General features: G+C 61.5%; 18 protein-coding genes. 7 read left to right on the plus strand and 11 right to left on the minus strand.

Annotation, left to right across the window (positions count from 1 at the left end; translation table 11 throughout):
• Positions 1-53: 53 nt before the first annotated feature.
• Genes AC1D3C_RS14450 through AC1D3C_RS14470 form a run of 5 tightly spaced genes read right to left on the minus strand, consistent with a single transcriptional unit; the run spans position 54 to position 4655 of the window.
• Positions 54-1052, minus strand: coding sequence for a branched-chain amino acid ABC transporter permease (locus AC1D3C_RS14450; RefSeq protein WP_247136325.1), 999 nt, complete (start codon positions 1050-1052; stop codon positions 54-56).
• Between the two features lies 1 nt (position 1053).
• The gene (locus tag AC1D3C_RS14455) at positions 1054-1941 is read right to left on the minus strand and encodes a branched-chain amino acid ABC transporter permease (RefSeq protein WP_477483353.1); all 888 of its coding nucleotides are present in this window, start codon (positions 1939-1941) and stop codon (positions 1054-1056) included.
• 4 nt (positions 1942-1945) lie between these two features.
• Positions 1946-2647: an ABC transporter ATP-binding protein gene (locus AC1D3C_RS14460; protein WP_477483354.1), complete on the minus strand. Its 702-nt coding sequence runs from the start codon at positions 2645-2647 to the stop codon at positions 1946-1948.
• Entirely contained in the window at positions 2647-3429 is a 783-nt protein-coding gene (locus AC1D3C_RS14465) for an ABC transporter ATP-binding protein (protein ID WP_038545625.1), read from the minus strand. Before AC1D3C_RS14465 ends, AC1D3C_RS14460 begins: the two co-directional genes overlap by 1 nt.
• Complete coding sequence (locus AC1D3C_RS14470; RefSeq protein WP_258718832.1) at positions 3429-4655, minus strand: ABC transporter substrate-binding protein; 1227 nt, start codon at positions 4653-4655, stop codon at positions 3429-3431. The genes AC1D3C_RS14465 and AC1D3C_RS14470 overlap by 1 nt, the downstream gene beginning before the upstream one ends.
• 184 nt (positions 4656-4839) lie before the next feature.
• On the opposite strand from AC1D3C_RS14470, the gene AC1D3C_RS14475 reads away from it, so the two are divergent.
• Entirely contained in the window at positions 4840-5829 is a 990-nt protein-coding gene (locus tag AC1D3C_RS14475; protein ID WP_247136326.1) for a LysR family transcriptional regulator, read from the plus strand.
• Here AC1D3C_RS14475 and AC1D3C_RS14480 read toward each other — a convergent pair.
• From AC1D3C_RS14480 to AC1D3C_RS14490, 3 genes are all read right to left on the minus strand, one after another.
• On the minus strand, positions 5775-8936 hold the full coding sequence (locus AC1D3C_RS14480) for an efflux RND transporter permease subunit (RefSeq protein WP_477483355.1): 3162 nt from the start codon (positions 8934-8936) through the stop codon (positions 5775-5777). The two genes, AC1D3C_RS14475 and AC1D3C_RS14480, sit on opposite strands and share 55 nt — an antisense overlap.
• A gap of 26 nt (positions 8937-8962) precedes the next feature.
• Positions 8963-10120 carry an efflux RND transporter periplasmic adaptor subunit gene (locus tag AC1D3C_RS14485; protein ID WP_477483356.1) on the minus strand — a complete coding sequence of 386 codons (1158 nt, stop codon included), beginning with the start codon at positions 10118-10120 and terminating at the stop codon, positions 8963-8965.
• 71 nt (positions 10121-10191) lie between these two features.
• Entirely contained in the window at positions 10192-10794 is a 603-nt protein-coding gene (locus tag AC1D3C_RS14490; protein WP_477483357.1) for a TetR/AcrR family transcriptional regulator, read from the minus strand.
• A gap of 274 nt (positions 10795-11068) precedes the next feature.
• Here AC1D3C_RS14490 and AC1D3C_RS14495 point away from each other — a divergent pair, with 274 nt between their 5' ends.
• On the plus strand, positions 11069-13012 hold the full coding sequence (locus AC1D3C_RS14495) for a hybrid sensor histidine kinase/response regulator (RefSeq protein WP_477483358.1): 1944 nt from the start codon (positions 11069-11071) through the stop codon (positions 13010-13012).
• 52 nt (positions 13013-13064) lie between these two features.
• The gene (locus AC1D3C_RS14500; protein WP_477483359.1) at positions 13065-13340 is read left to right on the plus strand and encodes a BON domain-containing protein; all 276 of its coding nucleotides are present in this window, start codon (positions 13065-13067) and stop codon (positions 13338-13340) included.
• A gap of 63 nt (positions 13341-13403) precedes the next feature.
• Here the strand turns inward: AC1D3C_RS14500 and AC1D3C_RS14505 are convergent, their stop codons facing one another.
• Positions 13404-15746, minus strand: coding sequence for a glucose/quinate/shikimate family membrane-bound PQQ-dependent dehydrogenase (locus AC1D3C_RS14505; RefSeq protein ID WP_477483360.1), 2343 nt, complete (start codon positions 15744-15746; stop codon positions 13404-13406).
• 170 nt (positions 15747-15916) lie between these two features.
• On the opposite strand from AC1D3C_RS14505, the gene AC1D3C_RS14510 reads away from it, so the two are divergent.
• Together AC1D3C_RS14510 and AC1D3C_RS14515 are read left to right on the plus strand one after the other, a co-directional pair.
• Complete coding sequence (locus tag AC1D3C_RS14510) at positions 15917-16552, plus strand: UdgX family uracil-DNA binding protein (protein ID WP_477483361.1); 636 nt, start codon at positions 15917-15919, stop codon at positions 16550-16552.
• 2 nt (positions 16553-16554) lie between these two features.
• The gene (locus tag AC1D3C_RS14515; protein WP_477483362.1) at positions 16555-17280 is read left to right on the plus strand and encodes a glutathione S-transferase; all 726 of its coding nucleotides are present in this window, start codon (positions 16555-16557) and stop codon (positions 17278-17280) included.
• An 85-nt stretch (positions 17281-17365) separates the two neighbouring features.
• Here AC1D3C_RS14515 and AC1D3C_RS14520 read toward each other — a convergent pair whose 3' ends face one another.
• Positions 17366-17857, minus strand: coding sequence for a sigma-70 family RNA polymerase sigma factor (locus AC1D3C_RS14520; protein WP_080719211.1), 492 nt, complete (start codon positions 17855-17857; stop codon positions 17366-17368).
• Positions 17858-18059: 202 nt separating this feature from the next.
• Here AC1D3C_RS14520 and ku (AC1D3C_RS14525) point away from each other — a divergent pair, with 202 nt between their 5' ends.
• Both ku (AC1D3C_RS14525) and ligD read left to right on the plus strand, forming a co-directional pair.
• Positions 18060-18911, plus strand: a complete 852-nt coding sequence (ku, locus tag AC1D3C_RS14525; RefSeq protein ID WP_477483363.1) for a non-homologous end joining protein Ku — start codon at positions 18060-18062, stop codon at positions 18909-18911.
• Between the two features lie 2 nt (positions 18912-18913).
• The gene (ligD, locus tag AC1D3C_RS14530; RefSeq protein ID WP_477483364.1) at positions 18914-21445 is read left to right on the plus strand and encodes a DNA ligase D; all 2532 of its coding nucleotides are present in this window, start codon (positions 18914-18916) and stop codon (positions 21443-21445) included.
• 18 nt (positions 21446-21463) lie between these two features.
• Here ligD and ku (AC1D3C_RS14535) read toward each other — a convergent pair whose 3' ends face one another.
• A complete protein-coding gene (gene ku / locus AC1D3C_RS14535; protein WP_477483365.1) occupies positions 21464-22270 on the minus strand; it encodes a non-homologous end joining protein Ku in 807 nt (268 codons plus the stop codon).
• Positions 22271-22350 lie beyond the last annotated feature (80 nt).

Raw genomic sequence — 22350 nt, forward strand, 5'->3', positions numbered from 1 at the left:
AATGCGCCCCGCGAACCATGTCCGCAGCCGCATCCCTGCGCCCTCCCTCTATCTTATCGTCTATGCTCGAAACCGAGCTTCCGGCCGAGCCGGGAGGCGTAGAATTCTCCGATAATGCCCCGCCGGAAGACGAGGACGCAGACCATGAAGATCACGCCGGTGACGATCGTTACCGGAAATTGCGATGTCGCCAGATAGTTCTGCAGCGTGACCACCAGGCCGGCTCCGAAGATCGGCCCGATCAGCGTGCCTATCCCGCCAAGCAGCGTCATCAGGATCACTTCGCCGGACATCTGCCAGGCGACATCCGTCAGCGTCGCGAACTGGAAGACCAGCGCCTTCAGTCCACCCGCAAGGCCGGCCAGCGCCGCCGACATCACGAAGGCGCCGAGCTTATAGCGGGCGACAGAGTAGCCGAGCGAGATCGCGCGCGGCTCGTTCTCGCGGATCGACCGGAGGATCATGCCGAAGGGCGAGTTGATGAACCGCCAGATGATCACCATGCCGATCAGGAACACACCAAGCACGAAGTAATACATGTTGGTTGAGCCCGAGAGATCGATGAAGCCGAACAGATGGCCCCGCGGCACCGACTGGATGCCGTCCTCGCCCTCGGTAAACTTCGCCTGCAGGCAGAAGAAAAAGAACATCTGCGACAGAGCGAGCGTGATCATCGCGAAATAGATGCCTTGCCGGCGGATCGCGAAGAACCCCATGATCAGGCCGAGCAATGCAGCGCCTACGACGCCGGTCAGAATGCCGAGTTCCGGTGGAAAGCCCCATTCCTTGACCACATGGGCGGTGAAATAGGCCGCGCCCCCGAAGAAGGTCGCATGGCCAAAAGAGAGCAGCCCGGTATAACCGAGCAGCAGATTGAAGGCGCATGCAAACAGCGCGAAGCACAAGAGCTTCATCAGGAAGATCGGGTAGAAGAACATCGGCGCCAGGATCAGGGCCACGAGACCGATGATCAGGAAGATCGCATAGGTTCTGGAAGCGGTGGCCGACCGTTCGATACGCGGCTTGGCAGCGGTTTGGGTCATCTCGCTCATCTCACGCATCCCGTCCGAAAAGGCCGGCTGGCCGGAGTAGAAGCACGATCGCCATGATCACGAAGATCACGATATTGGATGCTTCCGGATAGAACACCTTGGTGAGGCCTTCTGCAATGCCCAGCATGTAGCCGGTGAGGATGGCGCCCATGATCGAGCCCATGCCGCCGACCACGACCACCGCGAAAACGACGATGATGATGTTAGAACCCATCAGCGGCGAGACCTGGTAGATCGGCGCAGCCAGCACGCCAGCAAAGGCGGCGAGTGCTGCCCCCAGCCCGTAGGTAAGCGTCAGGAGCACCGGCACGTTGACGCCGAAGGCCTGGACCAGGACCGGGTTTTCCGTTGCGGCACGAAGATAGGCGCCGAGCTTGGTCTTCTCGATCAGCAGCCATGTGCCGATGCAGGCGACCAGCGACACGACGACCACCCAGCCGCGATAGATGGGCAGGAACATGAAGCCGAGATTGGTGCCGCCGGCAAGCTGCGCCGGCACCGAATAGGGCTGGCCCGCGGCACCATAGAGATACCGGAACGTGCCTTCGATGGTCAGCGCCAGGCCGAACGTGAAGAGCAGGCCATAAAGCGGATCGAGATTGTAGAGCCGCGACAGCATCGTCCGTTCGATGACGGCTCCGAACAGGCCGACGACGATCGGCCCGAGGATCAGCGCGACCCAATAGTTGATGCCGAAATATTCCAGCATCAGCATCGCCGCAAAGGCGCCGAGCATGTATTGCGCGCCATGGGCGAAGTTGATGACGCGCAGAAGACCGAAGATGACCGCAAGGCCGAGGCTCAGGAGCGCGTAGAAGGACCCGTTGATCAGGCCGATCAGGAGCTGCCCGAGAAAGGCCTGAAGCGGTATGCCGAAGATCATCGTCATAACGTCACACTCCCAGCACTTTATGCAGCATGTCCATCTTACCCGGCAGCTCCGCCACCGGGAAATTCGCGACCATCCGTCCATGATCCATCAGATAGAACCGGTCGGCGACGCGGCTCGCGAAGCGGAAATTCTGCTCCACCAGAAGCACCGTCATGCCGCGCTCCTTCAGCGTCTTCAGCACCTCGCCGATCCGCTGCACGATGACCGGCGCCAGGCCTTCGGTCGGCTCGTCCAATATCAGCAGCTTGACCCCGGTGCGCAGGATGCGGGCGATCGCCAGCATCTGCTGCTCGCCCCCGGAGAGTTTCGTGCCGGGGCTGGAGCGGCGCTCCTCAAGGTTGGGGAAGAGCTTGTAGATCTCCTCGAGCGACATGCCGCCTTGGGCCACGACCGGCGGCAGCATCAGGTTTTCCTCGACGGTCAGCGTCGAAAATATGCCGCGCTCTTCCGGTACGAAGCCTATGCCGTTATGCGCCGTGCGATGCAGCGGCACGCCAAGCATATCCTTGCCCGCAAAGCGGATTTCGCCCTTCCGTTCGCGGATGATGCCGACGATGGTTCTGAGCGTCGTTGTCTTGCCGACGCCGTTGCGGCCGAGAATGGTGATCGTCTCGCCCTCCCCGACCGTCATGTCGACGCCGTGCAGGACGTGGCTTTCGCCGTACCAGGCATTGAGGTTGGAAACTTGCAACAACGGTGCCATCAAGCCTCCTCCGTGCCCATATAGGCGGTGCGGACCCGCGGGTCCTGGCTGACGGTGGCATAGTCGCCCTCGGCAAGGATTTCGCCGCGCTGGAGCACCGTCACATGGTGGCAGATGTCGGCGACGACGGAGAGATTGTGTTCGACCATCAGCACCGCACGCGTTTTCGCCACCTCGCGAATGATGTTGGAGACGGTGCCGATATCCTCCTGGCCCATGCCGGCCATCGGCTCGTCGAGCAGCAGCACCTTGGGATCGAGCGCCAGGGTCGTGGCGATCTCCAGCACGCGCTTGCGGCCGTAGGACAGGTCGGCGGCGAGCGCATTGCGCTCACGCTTCAGGCCGACCGACTCGATCAATTCGTCGGCCCGCGCATTCAGCCGATCGAGCGAGGAGACGGGCAGCCAGAACTGCGTCGAAAGCCCGTTCGGCCGCTGCAGCGCGACGCGCACGTTGTCGAGCACCGTCAGATGTGGAAAGACCGCCGAAATCTGGAAGGACCGCACCAGCCCCATCCGCGCGATCCTGTCCGGCTGCGTTCTGGTGATGTCGGTGCCCAGAAGCGTGATCGAACCCGCCGTCGGCTGCAGGAATTTGGTGAGCAGGTTGAAGACCGTGGTCTTGCCGGCGCCGTTCGGGCCGATCAAGGCGTGGACACGCGCGTGACGGACGTCGAGATCGACGTTCTTCACCGCCATGAAGGCGCCGAAGCTCTTCGAGAGGCCGCGGGCGGATAACACCACCCGCGGCTCTTCTTGTTTTGCTGTTGCGGCGACCGCCATTACTTCACCAGATCGCAGCCGCTCTTGGCGGGATCCATGTAGGCCTCTTTGCCGGGGATGGTGGCCAGCACCGTGAAATAATCCCAGGGCTCCTTGCTTTCGCCCGGCTTCTTGACCTGCAGCAGGTACATGTCGTGGATCATCCGACCGTTCTTGGCGACCGTGCCGCCGCGGGCGTAGAAATCGTCCACCGGCATTTCGTGCAGCGCCTTGGAAACGGCATCCGCATCGTCGGTGCCGGCTTTCTGGACCGCCTTCAGATACTGCGTGACCGCCGAATAGGTGCCGCTATGGACCATGTTCGGCATCTTTTTGGTGCGGGCGAAGAACTTTTTCGCAAATTCGCGGCTCTTGTCGTCGAGGTTCCAGTAATACCCCTCGGTCAGGGTCAGGCCCTGTGCCGCCTGCAGGCCGAGGCCGTGCACTTCGGCGAGTGTGAAGAGCAGTGCCGCAAGCCGCTGGCCGCCGGCGGTGATGCCGAACTCCGCCGCCTGCTTGATGGCGTTCGCCGTGTCGAGACCGGCATTGGCAAGACCGATGACCTTGGCACCGGAAGACTGGGCCTGCAGCAGGAAGGACGAGAAATCGGTGGTGGCAAGCGGATGGCGGACCGCGCCGACGATCTTGCCGCCGGAAGACTTCACGAAATCGCCAGTCTGCTGTTCCAGCGAATAACCGAAGGCGTAATCGGCGGTGAGGAAGAACCAGCTGTCGCCGCCCTGCTTGACGAGCGCGCCGCCGGTGCCGACCGCGAGCGCATGCGTGTCATAGGCCCAGTGGAAGCCATAGGGGGTGCAGGCCTTGCCGGTCAGATCGGTGGTCGCCGCGCCCGTGACGATGTCGATCTTCTTCTTTTCCTTGCCGATCGCCTGCACGGCGAGCGCGACAGACGAGGTCGTCAGTTCCATGATCGCATCGACCTGCTGCGTGTCGTACCACTGGCGGGCGATGTTGGAGGCGATGTCCGGCTTGTTCTGATGGTCGGCATCGACGATCTCGATCGGCTGCCCCAGAACCTTGCCACCGAAATCCTCGACCGCCATCTTGGCCGCCTCGACCGACGACTTGCCGCCGAACTCGGAATAGACGCCCGACTGGTCGTTCAGGATGCCGATCTTGACCTTGTTGTCGGACACGCCCCCGGGTGCGCTCTGCGCGAATGCCGCGCTGTTTGCGAGAAGCACTGCCAGGGACGTTACAAGTGATGTCAGAATTGTCTTGTGCATGATTTCTCCTCCCAGAGAATGTGCCCAGAAAATTTGGCCAGAGGTCTGTTCAAAATTGGTGAGCCGTTCTCCTCAAAGCGGCTGCTCCGGATTGCATGGTTCAGGAAAACCGCCGTTGACGCAAGCAGGTCTCTGTAATTAATTGCAAACAGCATCTGTGCATTTTTGAACAGACGGGAACGTATTGAGCAACAATCAGAACTTCACCTGGGACGATCTTCAATATTTTCTGGCAGTGGCGCGCAGCGGCCAGCTGTCCACCGCAGCCCGCCAATTGCGCACCAGCCACGCCACCGTGTCCCGGCGTATCGACCGGCTGGAATTCGCACTCAAGGTCAAGCTGTTCGAGCGCAATCCACGTGGTTATGTCCTGACCAGCATGGGCCAGCGGTTCATCGAGACCGCGGAACGGATCGAGACCGAGGCGGACCGGCTGCAGGCGGATGTCGCCTCGGGCACCACGGCACAGCGCGGCGTGGTGCGCTTAAGCACGCCGGAAGGGTTTGCGAATTTCTTCTTCGCCGACAAGATCCGCAGCTTCTGCGACAGCCATCCGAACATCTCGCTGGAACTGGTGACGATCCAGCAGATCATGTCGCTGTCGCGCAAGGAAGCCGATATCGCCGTCTCGCTCGATCCGCCCAAGGAAGGGCCTTATCTTACGGAAAAGCTTACCGACTACAGCCTCAACGTCTACGGCGCGAAATCCTACCTGTCCAAGGTGGGTCCGATCCGCAGCCGGCAGGATCTGCTGTCGCATCCGTTTATCGGCTATATCGAGGACATGATCTTCGCCCCAGGGCTAGACTATCTCGGCGACGTCCATCCGGGCATCAAGGCGCGCTTCCAGAGCTCCAGCATTTTTGCGCAATTGACCGCGACGCTGAACGGGCTCGGCCTCTGCGTGCTGCCACATTTCATCACCCGCGTCCAGCCTGACCTCGAAATCGTGCTGCCTGACGAGGTGGAGCTGAGACGCGGCTACTGGCTGATGTGTCATCGGGACCTGAGCCAGATCCCGCGCGTGCGGATGGTGACGGACTATATCTTCCAGTCCGTCCGGGCCAATCAGCACGCCTTCCTCAGGAGTTACCAGGCTCCCGAGGAAGGCGCTCGCCGTCACTCCGCTGCCATCGGCAGGTCGTCGTCGCGGCTGTCGAAAAGGTCGCCCTGATTGGCGGGCGTCCTGTCGTCGGTTTTGGCCTTCTTCGGCTCGCGGCCGAAGAAGAGGGCATAGGCGGCCGGGAGGACTAGGATGGTCAGCACGGTGGCAACCAGGATGCCGCCCATCATCGCATAGGCGAGCGGACCCCAGAACACGCCGCGCGAGATCGGGTACAGCGCCAGCACGGCTGTCAGCGCCGTCAGCATGATCGGCCGGAAACGACGCACGGCCGCGCCGACGATCGCCTCCATCCGCTCCATGCCGGCCGCGATGTCCTGGTCGATCTGGTCGACCAGGATGATCGAGTTGCGGATGATGATGCCGAGCAGCGCGATGACCCCGAGGATCGCCACGAAGCCGAACGGCGCGCCGGTCAGAAGCAGCGCCATGGCGGCGCCGATGATGCCGAGCGGGCCGGTTGCCAGCACCATCATCGCCTTGCCGAAATGCTGCAACTGGATCATCAGCAGCACGAGGATGACCAGGAGCATGATCGGGGCCTTGGCAGCGATCGAGTTCTGGCTTTCGGCTGCATCCTCCGCACCGCCCTGGATGTCGACATGGTAGCCGGCAGGCAGGTTGGCGCGCAGGTCGGCCATGCTGCTGTAGAGGTTGAGCGACACCTGGGTCGGTTCGACGCCGTCCGGCAGCGTCGCCTTGACGGTGATCGTCGGCAGGCGGTCGCGGCGCCACTCGATACCCTGTTCGAGAACCGGCACGACCTTGGCGATCTGCGAGACCGGCACGAAGCCGCCGAAATCTGTCGGCACGTAGACCGACTGGACGGCCGAGAGCAGGTTGCGGGTGGCATCCGGCTCACGGACAACGATCGAGACCGTTTCTTCGCCATCGCGGAAGTCGCTGATCGGCGCGCCGGCGGTAGCCGACTGCAGCATCTGGCGGACACGTTGCGAGGTGACGCCGAGAGCGCGGGCACGATCCTGGTCGATGACCAGTTTCATGGCGGTCACCGGTTCCATCCAGTCGTCGTGGATGGCGCCGAACAGCGGCTGCTGCTGGTAACGTTCCTTGACCTGGTCGGCGATCCGGCGGACTTCCGCCGCATCCGGACCGGTGACACGCATCTGGACGGGCCAGCCGACCGGCGGGCCGAGGAACAGGCGATCGACCTTGCCGCGTACGGTCGGGAAGTCCTGTGCGAGGATACCCCTGAGCTTGACGATCAGCCGTTCACGGGCATCCACGTCCTTCGACATGATGAGGAGCTGCGCGTAGTTCGGGTTGCGGAGCTGCTGGTCGAGCGGCAGGAAGAAGCGCGGGGCGCCTTCGCCGATATAGGTCGCGACGAAGGTCTTGTCCTGGTCGGGCAGGATCTTGTCTTCAAGGGCTTTTGCCTGGCGTTCCACTTCCTCGATGGCCGTGCCTTCCGGCAGCCACAGGTCGACGAGGATTTCCGGCCGCGAGGACTGCGGGAAGAAGCTCTGCGGGATGAACTGGAAGGACCAGAGACTGCCCGCGAAGACGCCGAGGGTGAGGAGCAGCACGATCGCCCTGTGACGCACGGACCAGCCGACCGCACGTCGGACACCACGATACATCCGTGTGTCATAGGCATCGTGATGGGTGCCTGCGTGCGCCCGCTGCTTGAGGATCATATAGCCGAGCCAGGGAGTGAAATAGACGGCCACGAACCACGACACGACGAGCGCGATGCCCACCACGTAGAACAGCGTGCGCACGTATTCGCCGGCGGTGGAATCGGCGAACCCGACCGGGATGAAGCCGGCAGTGGTGATCAATGTGCCGGTCAGCATTGGAAAGGCGGTGGATGAATAGGCGAAGGTGGCGGCATCGAGGCGTGCGAGCCCCTCCTCCAGCTTCCGTTCCATCATCTCGACGACGATCATCGCATCGTCGACAAGCAGGCCGAGCGCGATGATCAGCGCGCCGAGCGAGATGCGCTGCAGCTCGATGCCCATGTAGAACATGATCGCGAACGTAGCTGACAGAACCAGCGGGATGGTGATGGCGATGACGATGCCCGAACGCCAGCCGATCGAGATCAGCGAGACGATGAGGACGATTACGAGAGCTTCCAGCAGGGCCTGGGTAAATTCGCCGACCGCTTCGGTGACGACTTCCGGCTGGTTGGAGACCTGCTCGACGGATACGCCGACCGGCAGCGTCTGTTCGAAGCGCTCATAGGTCGCCTCGACCTGATGGCCGACATCGGTAACCTTGAAGCCCTTGGCCATGACGACGCCAAGCTGGACGCTGTCGTGGCCGTTGAAGCGGAACTTGCGCTGATAGGGGTTTTCGAGGCCGGCCGTGACGGTGGCGATATCGCCGAGCCGGATCACTTGGCTGCCGGCCTTGAGGCGTAGTTCGCGGATGTCTTCCGGCGTGGTGACGCCGCCTTCGACCGCGATCCGCACCGACCGATCGGCGGTCTGAACGTTGCCGGCGGGATCGATATTGTTCTGGCCGGACAACGCATCGCGGATGTTGAGGACAGTGAGGCCGCGCTCGGCGAGCGCCTTCGACGAGACGTCGATGAAGATCTTCTGCGGCTGGTCGCCGAGGATGACCGCCTTTTCGACGCCGGGTGTGGCGAGCAGCATGTCGCGGGCCTGGATCGCGAACTGCTTCAGTTCAGGATAGCTGTAGCCTTCGCCGCTGATCGAGTTGAGGGTGATGTAGGTATCGCCGAACTCGTCGTTGAAATAGGGACCGAGCAGGCCGGCCGGCAGATCCTGGGCGATGTCCCCGACCTTCTTGCGAACCTGATAGAAGGCGTCGTTGACCTGGGCGGTATTGGTGTCGCCCTTGATCTGTATCGTGGTGATCGCCACGCCGGCGCGGGTATAGGACTTGACCCAGTCGAGGTGCGGGGTTTCCTGCAGCTTTCGCTCGATCTTGTTGACGACCTGGTCCTGCATCTCCTGAATGGAGGCGCCGGGCCAGACGGTCTGCACGACCATGACGCGGAAGGTGAAGTCCGGGTCTTCCTTCTGCCCCATGTTCATGACGCCGAGTGCGCCCATGACGATGATGAGGCCGAAGAGAAAACGGGCGATGCTCGGATGGGCAATCGCCCAGCGGGACAGGTTGAACCGGGCCTTTTCCGGAGGATTGGCCTGATGGGAGGAGCTCATGGTCTTGGGTCCTTTAAGCCGGGCGATCAGGGCGCGAGCGAAGCGGTGGTAAGGCTGCTGACGCTGCCGAAGCGTGAGGCGATGTTTTCCGGCAGCTTGACCTTCATGTCTTCCTTCATGAACTGCGTGCCGGCCGAGACGACGAGGTCGCCCTTGGCAACGCCGTCGGCGACACGAACGCCGTCATCGGAGAAATCGGCGACCTTGACGGCACGCGAACTGACGGTGCCCTTGCCGCGATCGACGATCCAGACGACGGACTGGCCGTCCTTCTTGGAAAGCGCGGCAAGCGGAACGGCATAGGTGGCGACGGCATTGTCTTCGTCCGCCTCGATCGTCGCAGTCATGCCGAGCAGCACCCGTGTATCCGCAGGCAAGCTGACGCGAACTGCGAAAGTGCGCGATTGGGCATCGGCACTGCCGGCCACTTCGCGGACCTTGCCATCGAGCACGAGATCGGTGGCCGACCAGAAGCGAGCCTTCACCGTCTTGCCCGGCTTGAACTGGGCGACGTCCATTTCCGGAACGGCGATCTGCACTTCCTTGCTGCCCTCGACCGCAACGGAAAGGACCGGGGTACCGGACGCGACCACCTGGCCGATATCGGCGCTGACCGCGGTGACGATGCCGTTCTGGTCGGACTTCAATTCCGTATAGGCGACCTGGTTGCGGGCCTGGTCGAGTGCCGACTGGGCCGATTCCTTTTGCGAAACGGCCTGGTCATTGGCCAGTTGCGCCTGCTCGAGCTGCGATTGGGAAGAAATGCTCTTTTCGGCAAGCGTCTCGGCCCGCCGGCGGGCGAGGCCGGAGATTTCCACCTGCTTCTGGGCGGAGGCGAGATCGGCCTCGGCGCGGCGCACCGCGAGCTGGTAATCGACGGCGTCAAGCTTTGCAAGCACGTCGCCGGGGCGAACACGCTGACCGACATCGACGAGCCGCTCGGTGATCTTGCCGGCGACGCGGAAGCCGAGGTTCATTTCGGTGCGCGCCTTGACTGAGCCGGAATATTGAAGCTTGCGGCCGTGATCGGCAGCGGCAACCTCGGTCACCTTCACCGGGCGGACGATTTCCGGAGCTTCGACTTTCTTCTCTTGCGAGCAGGCCGTCAGCGCGCCGAGCGCGGTCGCGACTAAAAGGCCTTTGACGAGAAACGAGACATTACGTCTGGTCTTTACGAAAAACATGGTTCCGCACTCCTGGTGGCGGGTTTTCGATCAAGACGCCCCCTTGGCGCCCCGGAACTATTTCAGGCGAATTATCTGAGGGCCCTGAGGCCGAATTCCACGAGGTCCTCGGGCTTGCCGATCCGGCTCTCCAGAAGGCAATCCGCGATGAGCTGCGGATGACAAAGCACGACCATGGACGACATGAAGCATTCGGATGCGAGCTGGTGATCCTGTTCGCGGAACTCACCGGCTTCGATGCCATCTTTGATGAGACCCGCAATGACGACACGGATGCGTTCGAGATGCTGTTCGATGACCGGCCATTGCTGCTCGATGGCGATCACCACCATCTCATGCACCTTCTTTTCGTCGAGCATGGTCTCGAGCGTGAAGCGGTGCTGCTGCAGGACGTGATTGCGCAGCCGTTCCGTGGCGCTCACCGGCCGCTTTGCATTGGCGAGTGCCGCCTGATAGCTGCCATCCAGCATACGGCTTGCCAAGGCCTGATGGATATCCGCCTTGGACGAGAAAAAGCGGTAGATATTGGCGGGCGACATACCGAGATCGCGCGCGATATCCGCCACATTCGTCTTCGTGTAGCCGTAATGCTTGAACAGCCGCTCGGCCGCATCGAGGATGCGCCCTACATTCTCCTGCCGCGACGTATCCAGGGTATTTTCGGTGGTATCCATACCGCTGAAGTCTTTCGTTTTACGTGTGACGATTTTCATATTTCGTCATTCGTAAACGGAAACTCATCATCCGTCAACCCCTGCCACCCCACCGCCCCATTGGTCGAACCGTAAAAATTTGCAAAAACAGGGAACCAAAATAGGATTTAGGCATTAAGTCGCGTTAGACCACGAGCCGCGTGGACCAGGGACGAGCGATGGGCGTGCCGCAGAGTTAGGAAGTGTCGTTGTTATATCACGCCAAGGCACAAACTGCATGGGACGGGGGGAATTGATGAGCGTTCCGCAAAGCTATGATGTTTCGTTGCTTGATGACGAACGCTATCGTCTCCTCGTCGACTCCATCACCGACTACGCGATTTACATGCTTGACCCGGAGGGCAAGATCGCCAGCTGGAATCCCGGCGCCCAGCGCTTCAAGGGATACGAGGCCTGGGAAATCCTGGGCGAGCACTTTTCCCGCTTCTATACGCCTGAAGACAGATTGGCGCGGGCGCCCGAACATGCGTTGCGGATGGCTGCCACCGAAGGCCGCGTCGAAAGGGAAGGATGGCGCGTCCGCAAGGACGGCAGCCGCTTCTGGGCCCATGTCATCATCGACCCAATCTGGAGTCGGTCCGGCGAGCTTCTCGGCTTCGCAAAAGTGACCCGCGATCTGACAGAACGGAAACGCGCTGAAGCGGAGCTCCGATTGAGCGAGGAGAAATTCCAGATCCTCGTCCAGGGGGTCACGGACTATGCTCTCTATATGCTCGACCCGGATGGCCGCGTCAGCAACTGGAACTCCGGTGCCGCGCGTATCAAGGGCTACACGGCGGATGAGATCGTCGGCAAGCATTTTTCGCAGTTCTATACACCTGAGGACCGCGAACGCGGCGAACCGAACCGAAGCCTGGAGACTGCACGGCGCGAGGGACGATTCGAGAGGGAAGCCTGGCGGCAGCGCAAGGATGGTACACGTTTCTGGGCGCATGTGATCATCGACGCGATCCGTAACGACGACGGCACGCTCATCGGTTTCGCCAAGATCACGCGCGACATTACCGAAAAAGTCGAGGCGCAAAAGGCTCTTACCCAGGCACGCGAGGAACTCTTCCAATCCCAGAAGATGGAAGCGATTGGCCAGTTGACCGGTGGCGTTGCCCACGATTTCAACAATCTGCTGATGGCCGTGCTGGGAAGCCTGGAAATTCTGAAAAAACGCCTGCCCGAAGATCCGGCGCTGACGCCGCTGCTGGACAATGCCATTCAGGGCGCCGAACGGGGTGCTGCCCTGACCCAGCGCATGCTCGCGTTCTCCCGGCGCCAGGAATTGAATATGCAAGCCATCAACGTGCCGGCACTCGTGAGCGGCATGATGGATTTTGTTCAGCGCTCGCTCAGCGCCTCCGCATCCGTCGAAACCCGGTTTGCCAAAAACCTGCCGCATGTCACGAGCGACCCGGTTCAACTCGAGACGGCGGTTCTGAACCTCGTCGTCAACGCCCGGGACGCGATGGCGGGCGGCGGCACGATCGTCATCAGCGCCGAGGAATATTTCGCCGACAAGGGTACCGAGAGGCTGAAACCTGGCCGTTATGTGCGGCTGGCGGTCGCCGACAGCGGCGAAGGCATGGACGAGGAAACCCTCATCCGCGCAACGACACCCTTCTTCACCACCAAGGGTGTCGGCAAGGGGACAGGGCTCGGACTTTCCATGGTGCAGGGCCTGACCGAACAGTCAGGCGGCAAACTCGAAATCGAAAGCCAAAAAGGCAAGGGCACGACGGTTTCGCTCTATCTGCCTGTGGCCGATGCAAACGACTGTCCGCAGTCTTCGGAGCAGACCATGCCCTCGCCCGCCGCAACTCCCAGAGGACGCCTGACAATTCTCGCCGTCGATGACGATGCCCTGGTCCTGATGAACACGACGCTGATGCTGGAAGATCTCGGCCACACCGTGATCGAGGCCTATAGCGGCACCGACGCCCTGAAGGAGCTGAGAAGCGGCGCCCATGACATCGATCTTGTCATCACCGATCATTCGATGCCGCGCATGACCGGCTCCGAACTGGCCGCCGTCATCCGCGAAGAAAGACCGGGCCTGCCGGTGGTGCTGGCGACCGGTTACGCGGAATTGCCGACCGGCGGCGACAATCGGCTGCCGCGATTGCCGAAGCCCTTCTCGCAGAACCAGCTTCAGGAGATCATCGCCACGGTTCTCGCCGGCGGACGCTGAACCAATCGCCCTCGCCGCGCGTTGTCGTGCCGTGTCAGAACGGAGTACGACAATGGTCTTGAAGCATCAGCATTTTCACGAGACGCCCCCTGAGGTCGAGGTAGAATTTCCACCGAGCGCGACGCTCGAAGGAGCGGTTTCCGATGCCCTGGCTTCCGCCGGCGGCGTCGATGCAAGCGACGTCGCCGTTATCGCCCGCGGTTCCGAGGTGACGCTGAGCGGGACGGTCCAGTTGGAAAGCCAGATCGCACGAGCCGGGGAAGTGGCCCTGAGCGTTGCCGGAGTAACAGCGGTGCGCAACGAACTCCGTTTCCACCGCCCGAGGTAATCCCGATAAATACGAACGGAGAGGCCCGGTCGGTAGACGCCCGGGCCTTTCGTTTGGCTCCGTCTATCGCGGCAGCGCGTAGGCGATCACGTAGTCGCCTGGCTTGGTGCCGACCGAACCGTGTCCGCCGGCCACCATCACCACGAACTGGCGGCCGTCGTCGACCGCATAGGTCATCGGCGTCGCCTGGCCGCCGGCCGGAAGCCGCGCCTTCCAGAGCTCGCGGCCGTTGGTAAGATTGTAGGCACGCAGGTAATTATCGACCGCAGCGCCGAGGAAGGCCACGCCGCCCTTGGTGATCATCGGTCCGCCGATACCGGGCACCCCGACCTTGAAGGGCAGCGGCAGCGGCGTCATGTCGTAGACCGTACCGTTGCGGTGCTTGTAGGCGATCTGACCGGTGCGTAGATCGACGCCGGAGACGTAACCCCAGGGCGGCGCCTGGCAGGGGATCTGCAACGGCCCGAGGAACGGCCCCATGTAAACGCCGTAAGGTGCGCCGTCATTGCGGTTGAGGCCCTGCTCGCTGCCCTTCTGATCCTGTGCCTTCGGCGGGATGTCCGCACGCGGCACCAGCCTTGAGGTGAAGGCGAGATAGGTCGGCATGCCGAACATCACCTGCCGTTCCGGATCGACCGCGACGCTGCCCCAGTTGAACGTGCCGAAATTGCCCGGATAGATGATCGAGCCCTTCAGCGACGGCGGGGTGTAACGGCCGAGATAGTTGTATTGATGGTACCAGATGCGGCAGACCATCTGGTCGAACATGGTGACGCCCCACATGTCCCGTTCTTCGAGCGGTCTCGGCTTGAAGGACAAGGCTGAGGTGGGCTGCGTCGGCGCAGTGCGATCTTCCGGGATCGCACCTCCCGGTGCCGGTTCCTCGGTGACCGGGATGATCGGATCGCCGCTGCGGCGGTCGAGCACGTAGATGTCGCCCTGCTTGGTCGGACCGACCAGAGCCGGCACGACCGTATTGTCCGGCCTGGAGATGTTGAGGAGGACCGGCTGGGCGGGAACATCCATGTCCCAGAGATCGTGATGCACCGTCTGGCGCACCCAGCGGTCGGCGCCGGTATTGAGATCGAGCGCGACGATCGAGGAGGAATATTTCTCCACGCTTTCGCTGCGGCCCATGCCGAGCTGGTCCGGCACCTGGTTGCCGAGCGGGACATAGACAAGCCCCAGCTCCTCGTCGACGCTGAACACCGACCAGCTGTTGGGCGAATTGGTCGTGTAGGTCTGACCCGGCGGCAGCGGCTGGGTCTGGCCAGGATTGCCCGAATCCCAGTTCCAGATCAGCCGTCCCGTATTGACGTCGAAGGCACGGATGACGCCGGATTGCGACTGGGTGGAATAGTTGTCGTTGACCGCCCCGCCGATGATGATCTTGTTGCCGGCGATCGCCGGCGGAGAGGTCGAATAATAGTAGCCGGCCGGATTGTACCGCATGCCGCTGGTGAGCTGCAGCGTTCCGTTGTCGGCAAAGGACGTGCAGACCCGGCCGTTCGCCGCGTCGAGGGCGATCAACCGCGCATCCGAGGTCGGCAGATAGACCCGTTCCGCACACGGGCTGCCGGTAGCGGCGGCGGCGTCCTTGTAATAACTGACGCCGCGGCAGGTCTGGTGCTGGCGATCCGGGTTCATGCCGGAATTAGGGTCGTATTTCCACTTCTCCTTGCCGGTCGTCGCATCGAGCGCGATGGCAAGATTGTGCGGCGTGCAGAGATAGAGCGAATTGCCGACTTTGAGCGGCGTCACCTGATAGGTGGTCTCGCCCACATCGTCCGGCCGTTTCACGTCCCCGGTCTGGTAGCGCCAGACTTCCGTGAGCTTGGCGACGTTGTCGACCTTGATCTGGTCAAGCGGCGAATAACGCTGGCCATAGGGCGTCCGTCCGTACTGATGCCATTCGCCGGGCGGCACGTTGCCGCCCATCGGCGGAGCGGCAGCGACCGACTGTTGCGGCAGCTCGCCGCTCCGGTCGAGCGGATCGAGGAACATCGAAACTATGGCGACCACGATCGCGATCATCAGCGAAATACCAAGCGGCAGGGCACTGGCGCCGTAACGCATGCCGGTCGGGCTCGAAAAGCCGAGCGGGGTACGGACCCATGGTGTCAGGAGCCAGAGACCGAGTAGGATGATCAGTCCGCCGCGCGGGCCGAGCTGCCACCAGTCGAGCCCGACCTCCCAGATCGCCCAGGCAAGCGAAGCCAGCACGATAACTGCATAGACCCTGAGCGCCATGGCATTCCGGAGGAAAAGCAGGATGGCGGTCACCACGAAGCCGAGGCCGCAGATGATGTAATAGGCGCTGCCTCCAAACAGTACCAGTTGTCCGCCGCCGACGGCCAACGCCAAACCGATCAAAATAAAAACGATCGCGGTAATCCTGATGGCCATGTTCAAAATCCTGCCAAACTTGAAAATCTCGAGCGAAAAACGTTGCCAAACCAGACGAGCCTTCAACCCAACCTTTGTGCAAAAGTTCCAACCCATATTCCCGCCATGCAAATTTAAAGGAACAGTCACACGGGTGAGCCGGTTCTAAACCGTCTACAAGGAGTGCGAACATGCTGACATCGCGCAAAGGCCCAGCCTTCGAGACATCGGGCGCGGAGGGCGAAAAGCTGCCGGACGTCGAGCAGGATGCGGAAAGCTGTACCCGTTGCGACCTCTATAAGAACGCCACTCATCTCGTGTTCGGCGAGGGGCCGCCCAAGGCGAAGGTGCTCTTTGTCGGCGAGCAGCCGGGTGACAAGGAGGATCAGGCGGGCAAGCCGTTCGTCGGGCCGGCGGGAAAGCTTCTCGATCATTGTCTGGAGGAAGCCGGCGTCGAGCGCGATATCTGCTACGTCACCAATGCGGTGAAGCATTTCAAGTTCACTCCACGCGGCAAACGCCGCATCCACGCCAAACCCAATGCGGGCGAAGTTCAGGCCTGCGCCTGGTGGTTGGCGGCGGAGCTGCGCCTCGTCAAACCGAAACTTGCCGTAGCGCTCGGCGCGACGGCGCTTTATGCCTTGCTGGGAAGGCAGGCGAAAGTGACCCGTGATCGCGGCACGATGTTGAGATCGCCGGACGGCCTGCCGGTACTGGTGACCATCCACCCTTCGGCACTGCTGAGGACGCTGGATCAGCCGGATGCGGAGCTCAATCGGGCCCGTTTCGTCGATGATTTGAAGAAGATCGCAGAATTTCTGGAGTAACTATGACCTACGAACTTTATTACTGGGACGGACTTCAGGGCCGCGGCGAATTCGTGCGGCTGGCGCTGGAAGAGGCGGGAGCCGAATATGTGGACGTAGCCCGCGGCGAACGCGGCACTGCGAAAATGATGGATTACATGCACGGCAAGCACGGTTACGACATGCCCTTCGCACCACCCTTTCTCGAGGATGGCGACCTGGTCGTCTCACATGTCGCCAACATCCTCAATTACCTCGGGCCGAAGCTGAATCTGGTGCCGAAAGACGAGAAATCCCGCCTCTTCGCCCACGGCCTCCAGCTGACGATCACCGATTTCCTCGCGGAAGTGCATGATACGCACCACCCGATCAGCACCGCCGACTACTACGAGGATCAGAGGCAGGAGGCCAAGGCGCGTTCCAAGGCCTTCCTGAAACACCGGGTGCCGAAATTCATCGGCTATTTCGACCGCATCATCGCCGCAAACCCTACCAAGAGAGGCTATGCGCTGGGCGACGCCCTCACTTACGTCGACCTGTCGCTCTTCCAGCTAGCCAAAGGTCTCGCCTATGCCTTCCCGCGCGCCATGAAAAATTTCGATAATGATTACCCCCATGTCGCCAAACTACGCGACGCGGTCGCCGAACGTCCGAATATCGACGCTTATCTGAAGTCGAAACGCCGGCTCGCCTTCAACGAGTCGGGCATATTCCGGCATTACCCGGATCTCGACCAGGATCCGGCCTGATCTGCTAAATGAACGCGAAAACCGCTGCGATCAAAGTGAACTTCACGGCGACCTCCAAAGCATAAAAGCTGCCGGATGAGGCAGCTCAGTTCGTTTCTTCTCCCAATTCCTGCAGAATTTGATGCCGTGCCCGGTTGAGGCGGCTTTTCACCGTGCCCACCGCACAATCGCAGATCTCCGCCGTCGCCTCGTAACTTTCGCCGAGGATCGCCACCAGCGTCAGCACTTCGCGATAATGCGGAGGCAATTTCTGGAGCGCCCGCTGGACTTCCTGCGCCCGAGCAGCAACCTCCTGGCTCGCTGCGACCGGCGTATCGCCGGAAATGTTCTCCTCGATCCCCGGCGCCTCTCGGCCAAGTACCTTGGCCCGCGAATAAAAGGTGTTGCGCATGATGGTGAAAAGCCAGCTTTTCAACTTGGTGCCCGGCTCGAACTTGTCGAGATTGGCGAGCGCCTTCATCAACGTCTCCTGCACCAGGTCGTCTGCATCGCTGGGATTGCGGCAGAAAGTACGGGCAAATGCGCGGAGAGCCGGGATAAGCCTTACTATGTCTGCACGTGCAGGATCACCATTCAACTGTGATTCAGACACCGTTGCCTACCTCTCCGAAGTCTTCATGGCTGGAATGACGGGGGCAAACGCACGCCTCGCGTATTTGGTTCCGCCAAGATGGACGCCCTGTTCATCTTCCTGACGAAAACCGCGCACCGCTTGCGGGAACAAACGGGCCGGCAGGCCTGTTGATAGGACTTTCACAGAGTTCTGCCGGGAGTTCGGAATGGCACCGCGTGCAAATTGGAAAGGCTATCTGAAGGTCGGCGAACTAAGCTGCCCGGTGGCGCTTTATACCGCCGCCTCGACATCCGACCGTGTCAGCTTTCACATCATCAATCGGGAGACGGGTAACCGCGTCCACCGCCAGATGGTCGACGCCGACACCGGCAGGCAGGTCGAAAGCGAGGACATCGTCAAGGGTTACGAGGTTTCAAGCGGTCAATATGTCTTCCTGGAGCCCGACGAGGTGAAGGCGGCCGTACCCGAGAGCGACAAGACGCTGGAGCTCGAAACCTTCATTCCGTGCGACGGCGTCGATACCATCTTCATCGATCGCCCCTATTACCTGGCGCCGGCCGACAAACCGGCCGCGGAAGTCTTCGAGCTGATCCGCAAGGGGCTGAAGGAGAAGAACGTCGCTGCACTCGCCCGCACCGTCCTTTTCCGGCGGCTGCGGACGCTGCTGATCCGCCCCAGCGAAAAAGGCCTAATCGCCAGCACGCTGAACTACGACTACGAGGTCCGGCCGGCGAAAGAAATCTTCTCCGATATCAAGAGCTTCAAGATCGAGGGCGAGATGCTCGATCTCGCCGAACACATCATCGACACCAAACGCGGCGAGTTCGACCCGAGCGAGTTCGACGACCGCTATGAGGCAGCACTTGCCGAGCTGATCAAGGCGAAGATCGAGGGCCGCAAGCTCAGGAAGCAGCCGAAGCCGGAACCGAAGAAGGTTTCCAGCCTGCTCGACGCACTGCGCCAGAGCGCCGGCGGCGGCAAGAAGACGCCGCCGAAGACGTCAGCCAAGAAAACCGTACCTCGTAAGACTGCCGCCCCGCAGAGAAAGGCGAGCTGATCATGGCGCTCGAAACCTATAATCAGAAGCGGAACTTCAAGGTGTCCCCGGAGCCTCAAGGAAAGGTCTCCGGCGGCCGCAAGGCCAAGGCATCCGGCAACAGTTTCGTGATCCAGAAGCACGACGCCACCCGGCTGCATTACGATTTCCGGCTGGAACTGGACGGTGTGCTGAAAAGCTGGGCCGTGACCCGGGGCCCAAGTTTCGTTCCCGGCGAAAAGCGGCTGGCGGTGCATGTGGAAGACCATCCGCTCGATTACGGTGGTTTCGAAGGCATGATCCCCAAAGGCAATTACGGCGCCGGTGCGGTGCTGCTGTGGGACCGCGGCACCTGGTATCCGATCGGCGATCCACACAAGGGTTATAAGAAAGGCCATATGGAATTCGAGTTGAAGGGCGAGAAGCTGGAGGGCCGCTGGCACCTGATCCGCATGGCCCGCAGAGAGGGCGAAAAACGCGAGAACTGGCTGCTGGTGAAAGGCGAGGACGAATTCGCCCGCGCCGAGGGCGACAAGGACATTCTCGACGAGATGCCACTTTCGGTGAAATCGGGCAAGACGCTGGACGAAATCTGGGGCCGCAAGGCGCCGGCGGGAAAGAGTACGGCCAAACCGAAGACGAAGACGAAATCCGATCCCGGACCGGAAAAATCCGACATCGCTGCCTCGAAGATTAAGGGCGCCAGGAAAGCCGAACTCCCGGATTTCGTCGAACCGCAGCTTGCGACCCTGGTGAAGAGCGCGCCCTCCGGCAAACGCTGGGTCCACGAGATTAAGCTCGACGGCTATCGCCTGCAGGCCCGTATCGAAAATGGCAAGGTAAAGCTGTTGACGCGCACCGGGCTCGATTGGACGCATAAGTTCGGAGACGAGATCATCGCGGAATTCGGAAAGCTTAGCCCGGCCGATGCGATTATCGATGGGGAAGTAGCGGTCGAGGCCGGTTCCGGCGCCACCGATTTCTCCCTGCTCCAGCAGGACCTGAGCGAAGGCCGGGACGACCGGTTCACCTTCTACGCATTCGACCTGTTGCATCTCGACGGTTACGACCTGACCGGCGCGACGCTTCTGAAGCGCAAGGAGGCGCTGGAAACACTGCTGGCCGGCAGCGGCCCGGCCCTGCGCTACAGCGAGCATTTTGGCGACGAAGGCGGTCTGGTCCTGAAACATGCCTGCCGGCTGAGCCTCGAAGGCATCATCTCCAAGATATCGGATGCGCCCTATCGCCCTGGCCGCGGTCGCGACTGGGTGAAGTCGAAATGTTCGGCACGACAGGAATTCGTGATCGCCGGATTTGTCCCCTCCTCCGTTTCGAGGACGGCGATCGGATCGCTGGTCATGGGATATTACGACAAGGGGAAGCTGCGGCATGCCGGCCGCGTCGGCACCGGTTATTCGAATGCCATGGCGCAATCGCTCTTCAAGAGCCTCCAGGAGATCCAGACCGGCGAAAGCCCGTTTGACGAAAAGCTCGCAGCGGTGGAAAAGAAGGATGTCGTTTTCGTGCGGCCCGAGCTGGTGGCGGAAGTGGAGTTTCGCGGCTGGACGGCGGATGCGCATATCCGTCACGCGGCCTTCCGGGGCCTGCGCGAAGACAAGGATCCGAAGGATATCGTCCGGGAGGGCGGACCTGTGAATGCAGCGGAACAACCGAAGCCACCGAAACGGACAGTCAATCTTACCCATCCGGACCGGGTCTACTGGCCAGATGCCGGTGTGACCAAGGCCGGGCTTGCAGATTATTACACCGAAGTCTGGCGGCTGATGGCATCCTTCGTCGTCAACCGCCCGCTGGCCCTGGTGCGCGGACCTGATGGGATTGGCAAACCGCTCTTCTTCCAGAAACACGGATGGAAGGGCATGACCAAGAACGCCGTGCTTGTGAAGGACCCGACCGATCCGGCGGAAGAGGATATCACTATCCGCGACCTCGACGGGTTGCTCGGCCTGGTGCAAGGGGCGACGCTGGAAATCCACCCCTGGGGCTCGACGCTCGACGACTGGGAAAAGCCGGACATGGTCAATATCGACCTCGACCCGGGCGAAGGCGTCTCATGGACCGATATCATCGCTGCGGCTCATGAGGTGAAGCGTCGTTTCGAGGACATGGGCCTGGTAGCCTTCGTAAAAACCTCGGGCGGCAAGGGCCTGCATGTCGTCGCACCCGTCAAACCAAAGGCGGAATGGCCGGAGGTGAAGGCGGCGATGAAGGCACTCGCCGACGGCATGGCCGGCGACGACCCCGACAAATATGTATCGACGATCACCAAGTCGAAGCGAAGCGGCAAGATCCTCATCGACTACCTGCGCAACGGTCGCGGCAATACTGCCGTCGCCCCCTATTCCACCCGTGCCCGCCCCGGCGCACCGGTTTCCATGCCGGTCGAGTGGGACGAACTCGGCGGCGCGATCGGCCCCAACTATTTCACGGTCATCAACGCCCCGGCGCGCATCGCCCAGCAGACGAGCGATCCGTGGGGAGATTTTCGCAAGGCGGAAGCCCCGATCGAGTTCAAGGCAAAGAAGAAACGGTAGACGCTGGGATGAGACGCCTCACTTCCTCGGCGCTTTCCGCTCCGCTTCCAGGCTCTTCTTCAGCGCCGCGGTGATATCGATCACATTGCTGCTGCGCTCGGGTCCCTTCTCCTCGACTTTCTTCCTGGATTTCTGGCTCTTCTTGCGCTCGGCGATGATTTCGAGCAGCCGGTCCTGAACCGGGTCGTCCGCCATTGAAGGCTTCCAGGCTTGGGTGCGCTCGTCGATGATCTTCTTCATCATCGCCAGATGTTCGGAACCGGCGCTCCCCTTTGGTTTCTCGGCCGCGTATTCGTCGGCGTCGCGGACTTCGTCGCCGTAACGCAACGTCCAGACGACGATCCCCTTGTCCTTCGGCAACAGCAAAACCGCCCGCTCGCGACGATACATGACGAGCCGGGCAATGCCGCCAGTATTGGTCTTCGCCATAGCCTCCCGGATCACCGCGAAGGCTTCGGCGCTCACCTCGTCGTCGGGCGCCAGATAATGCGGTCGATCATACCAGATCCAGCCGATCGAGCTGGCCGGCACGAAAGTCTCGATATCGATCGTGCGGGTGCTTTCGAGCCCGACATCCTCGATCTCTTCGTCTTCGAGAAGAACGTAGTCGTCCTCGCCTTTCGGATACCCTTTGACCTGATCGCCATCCTCGACCGCCTCGCCTGTCTGCGCATCGACATACTGGCTGAGGACGCGGTTATTGGTCTTGCGGTTGATATTGTGGAACCGCACCTTGGCGCCTTCGGAGACCGCCGGCGTCATCGTCACCCGGCAGGTGACGAGCGAGAGCTTCAGATAACCTTTCCAGAATACGCGCGGGGCCACGACAAAACTCCTTCGTTTGCCCGATAACCCGCGCTGCCTCCGCTTGGTTCCGGAACAAACTTTCGCACCAAACCGTTTTC

The organism is Neorhizobium sp. P1_A6, from assembly GCF_056406795.1.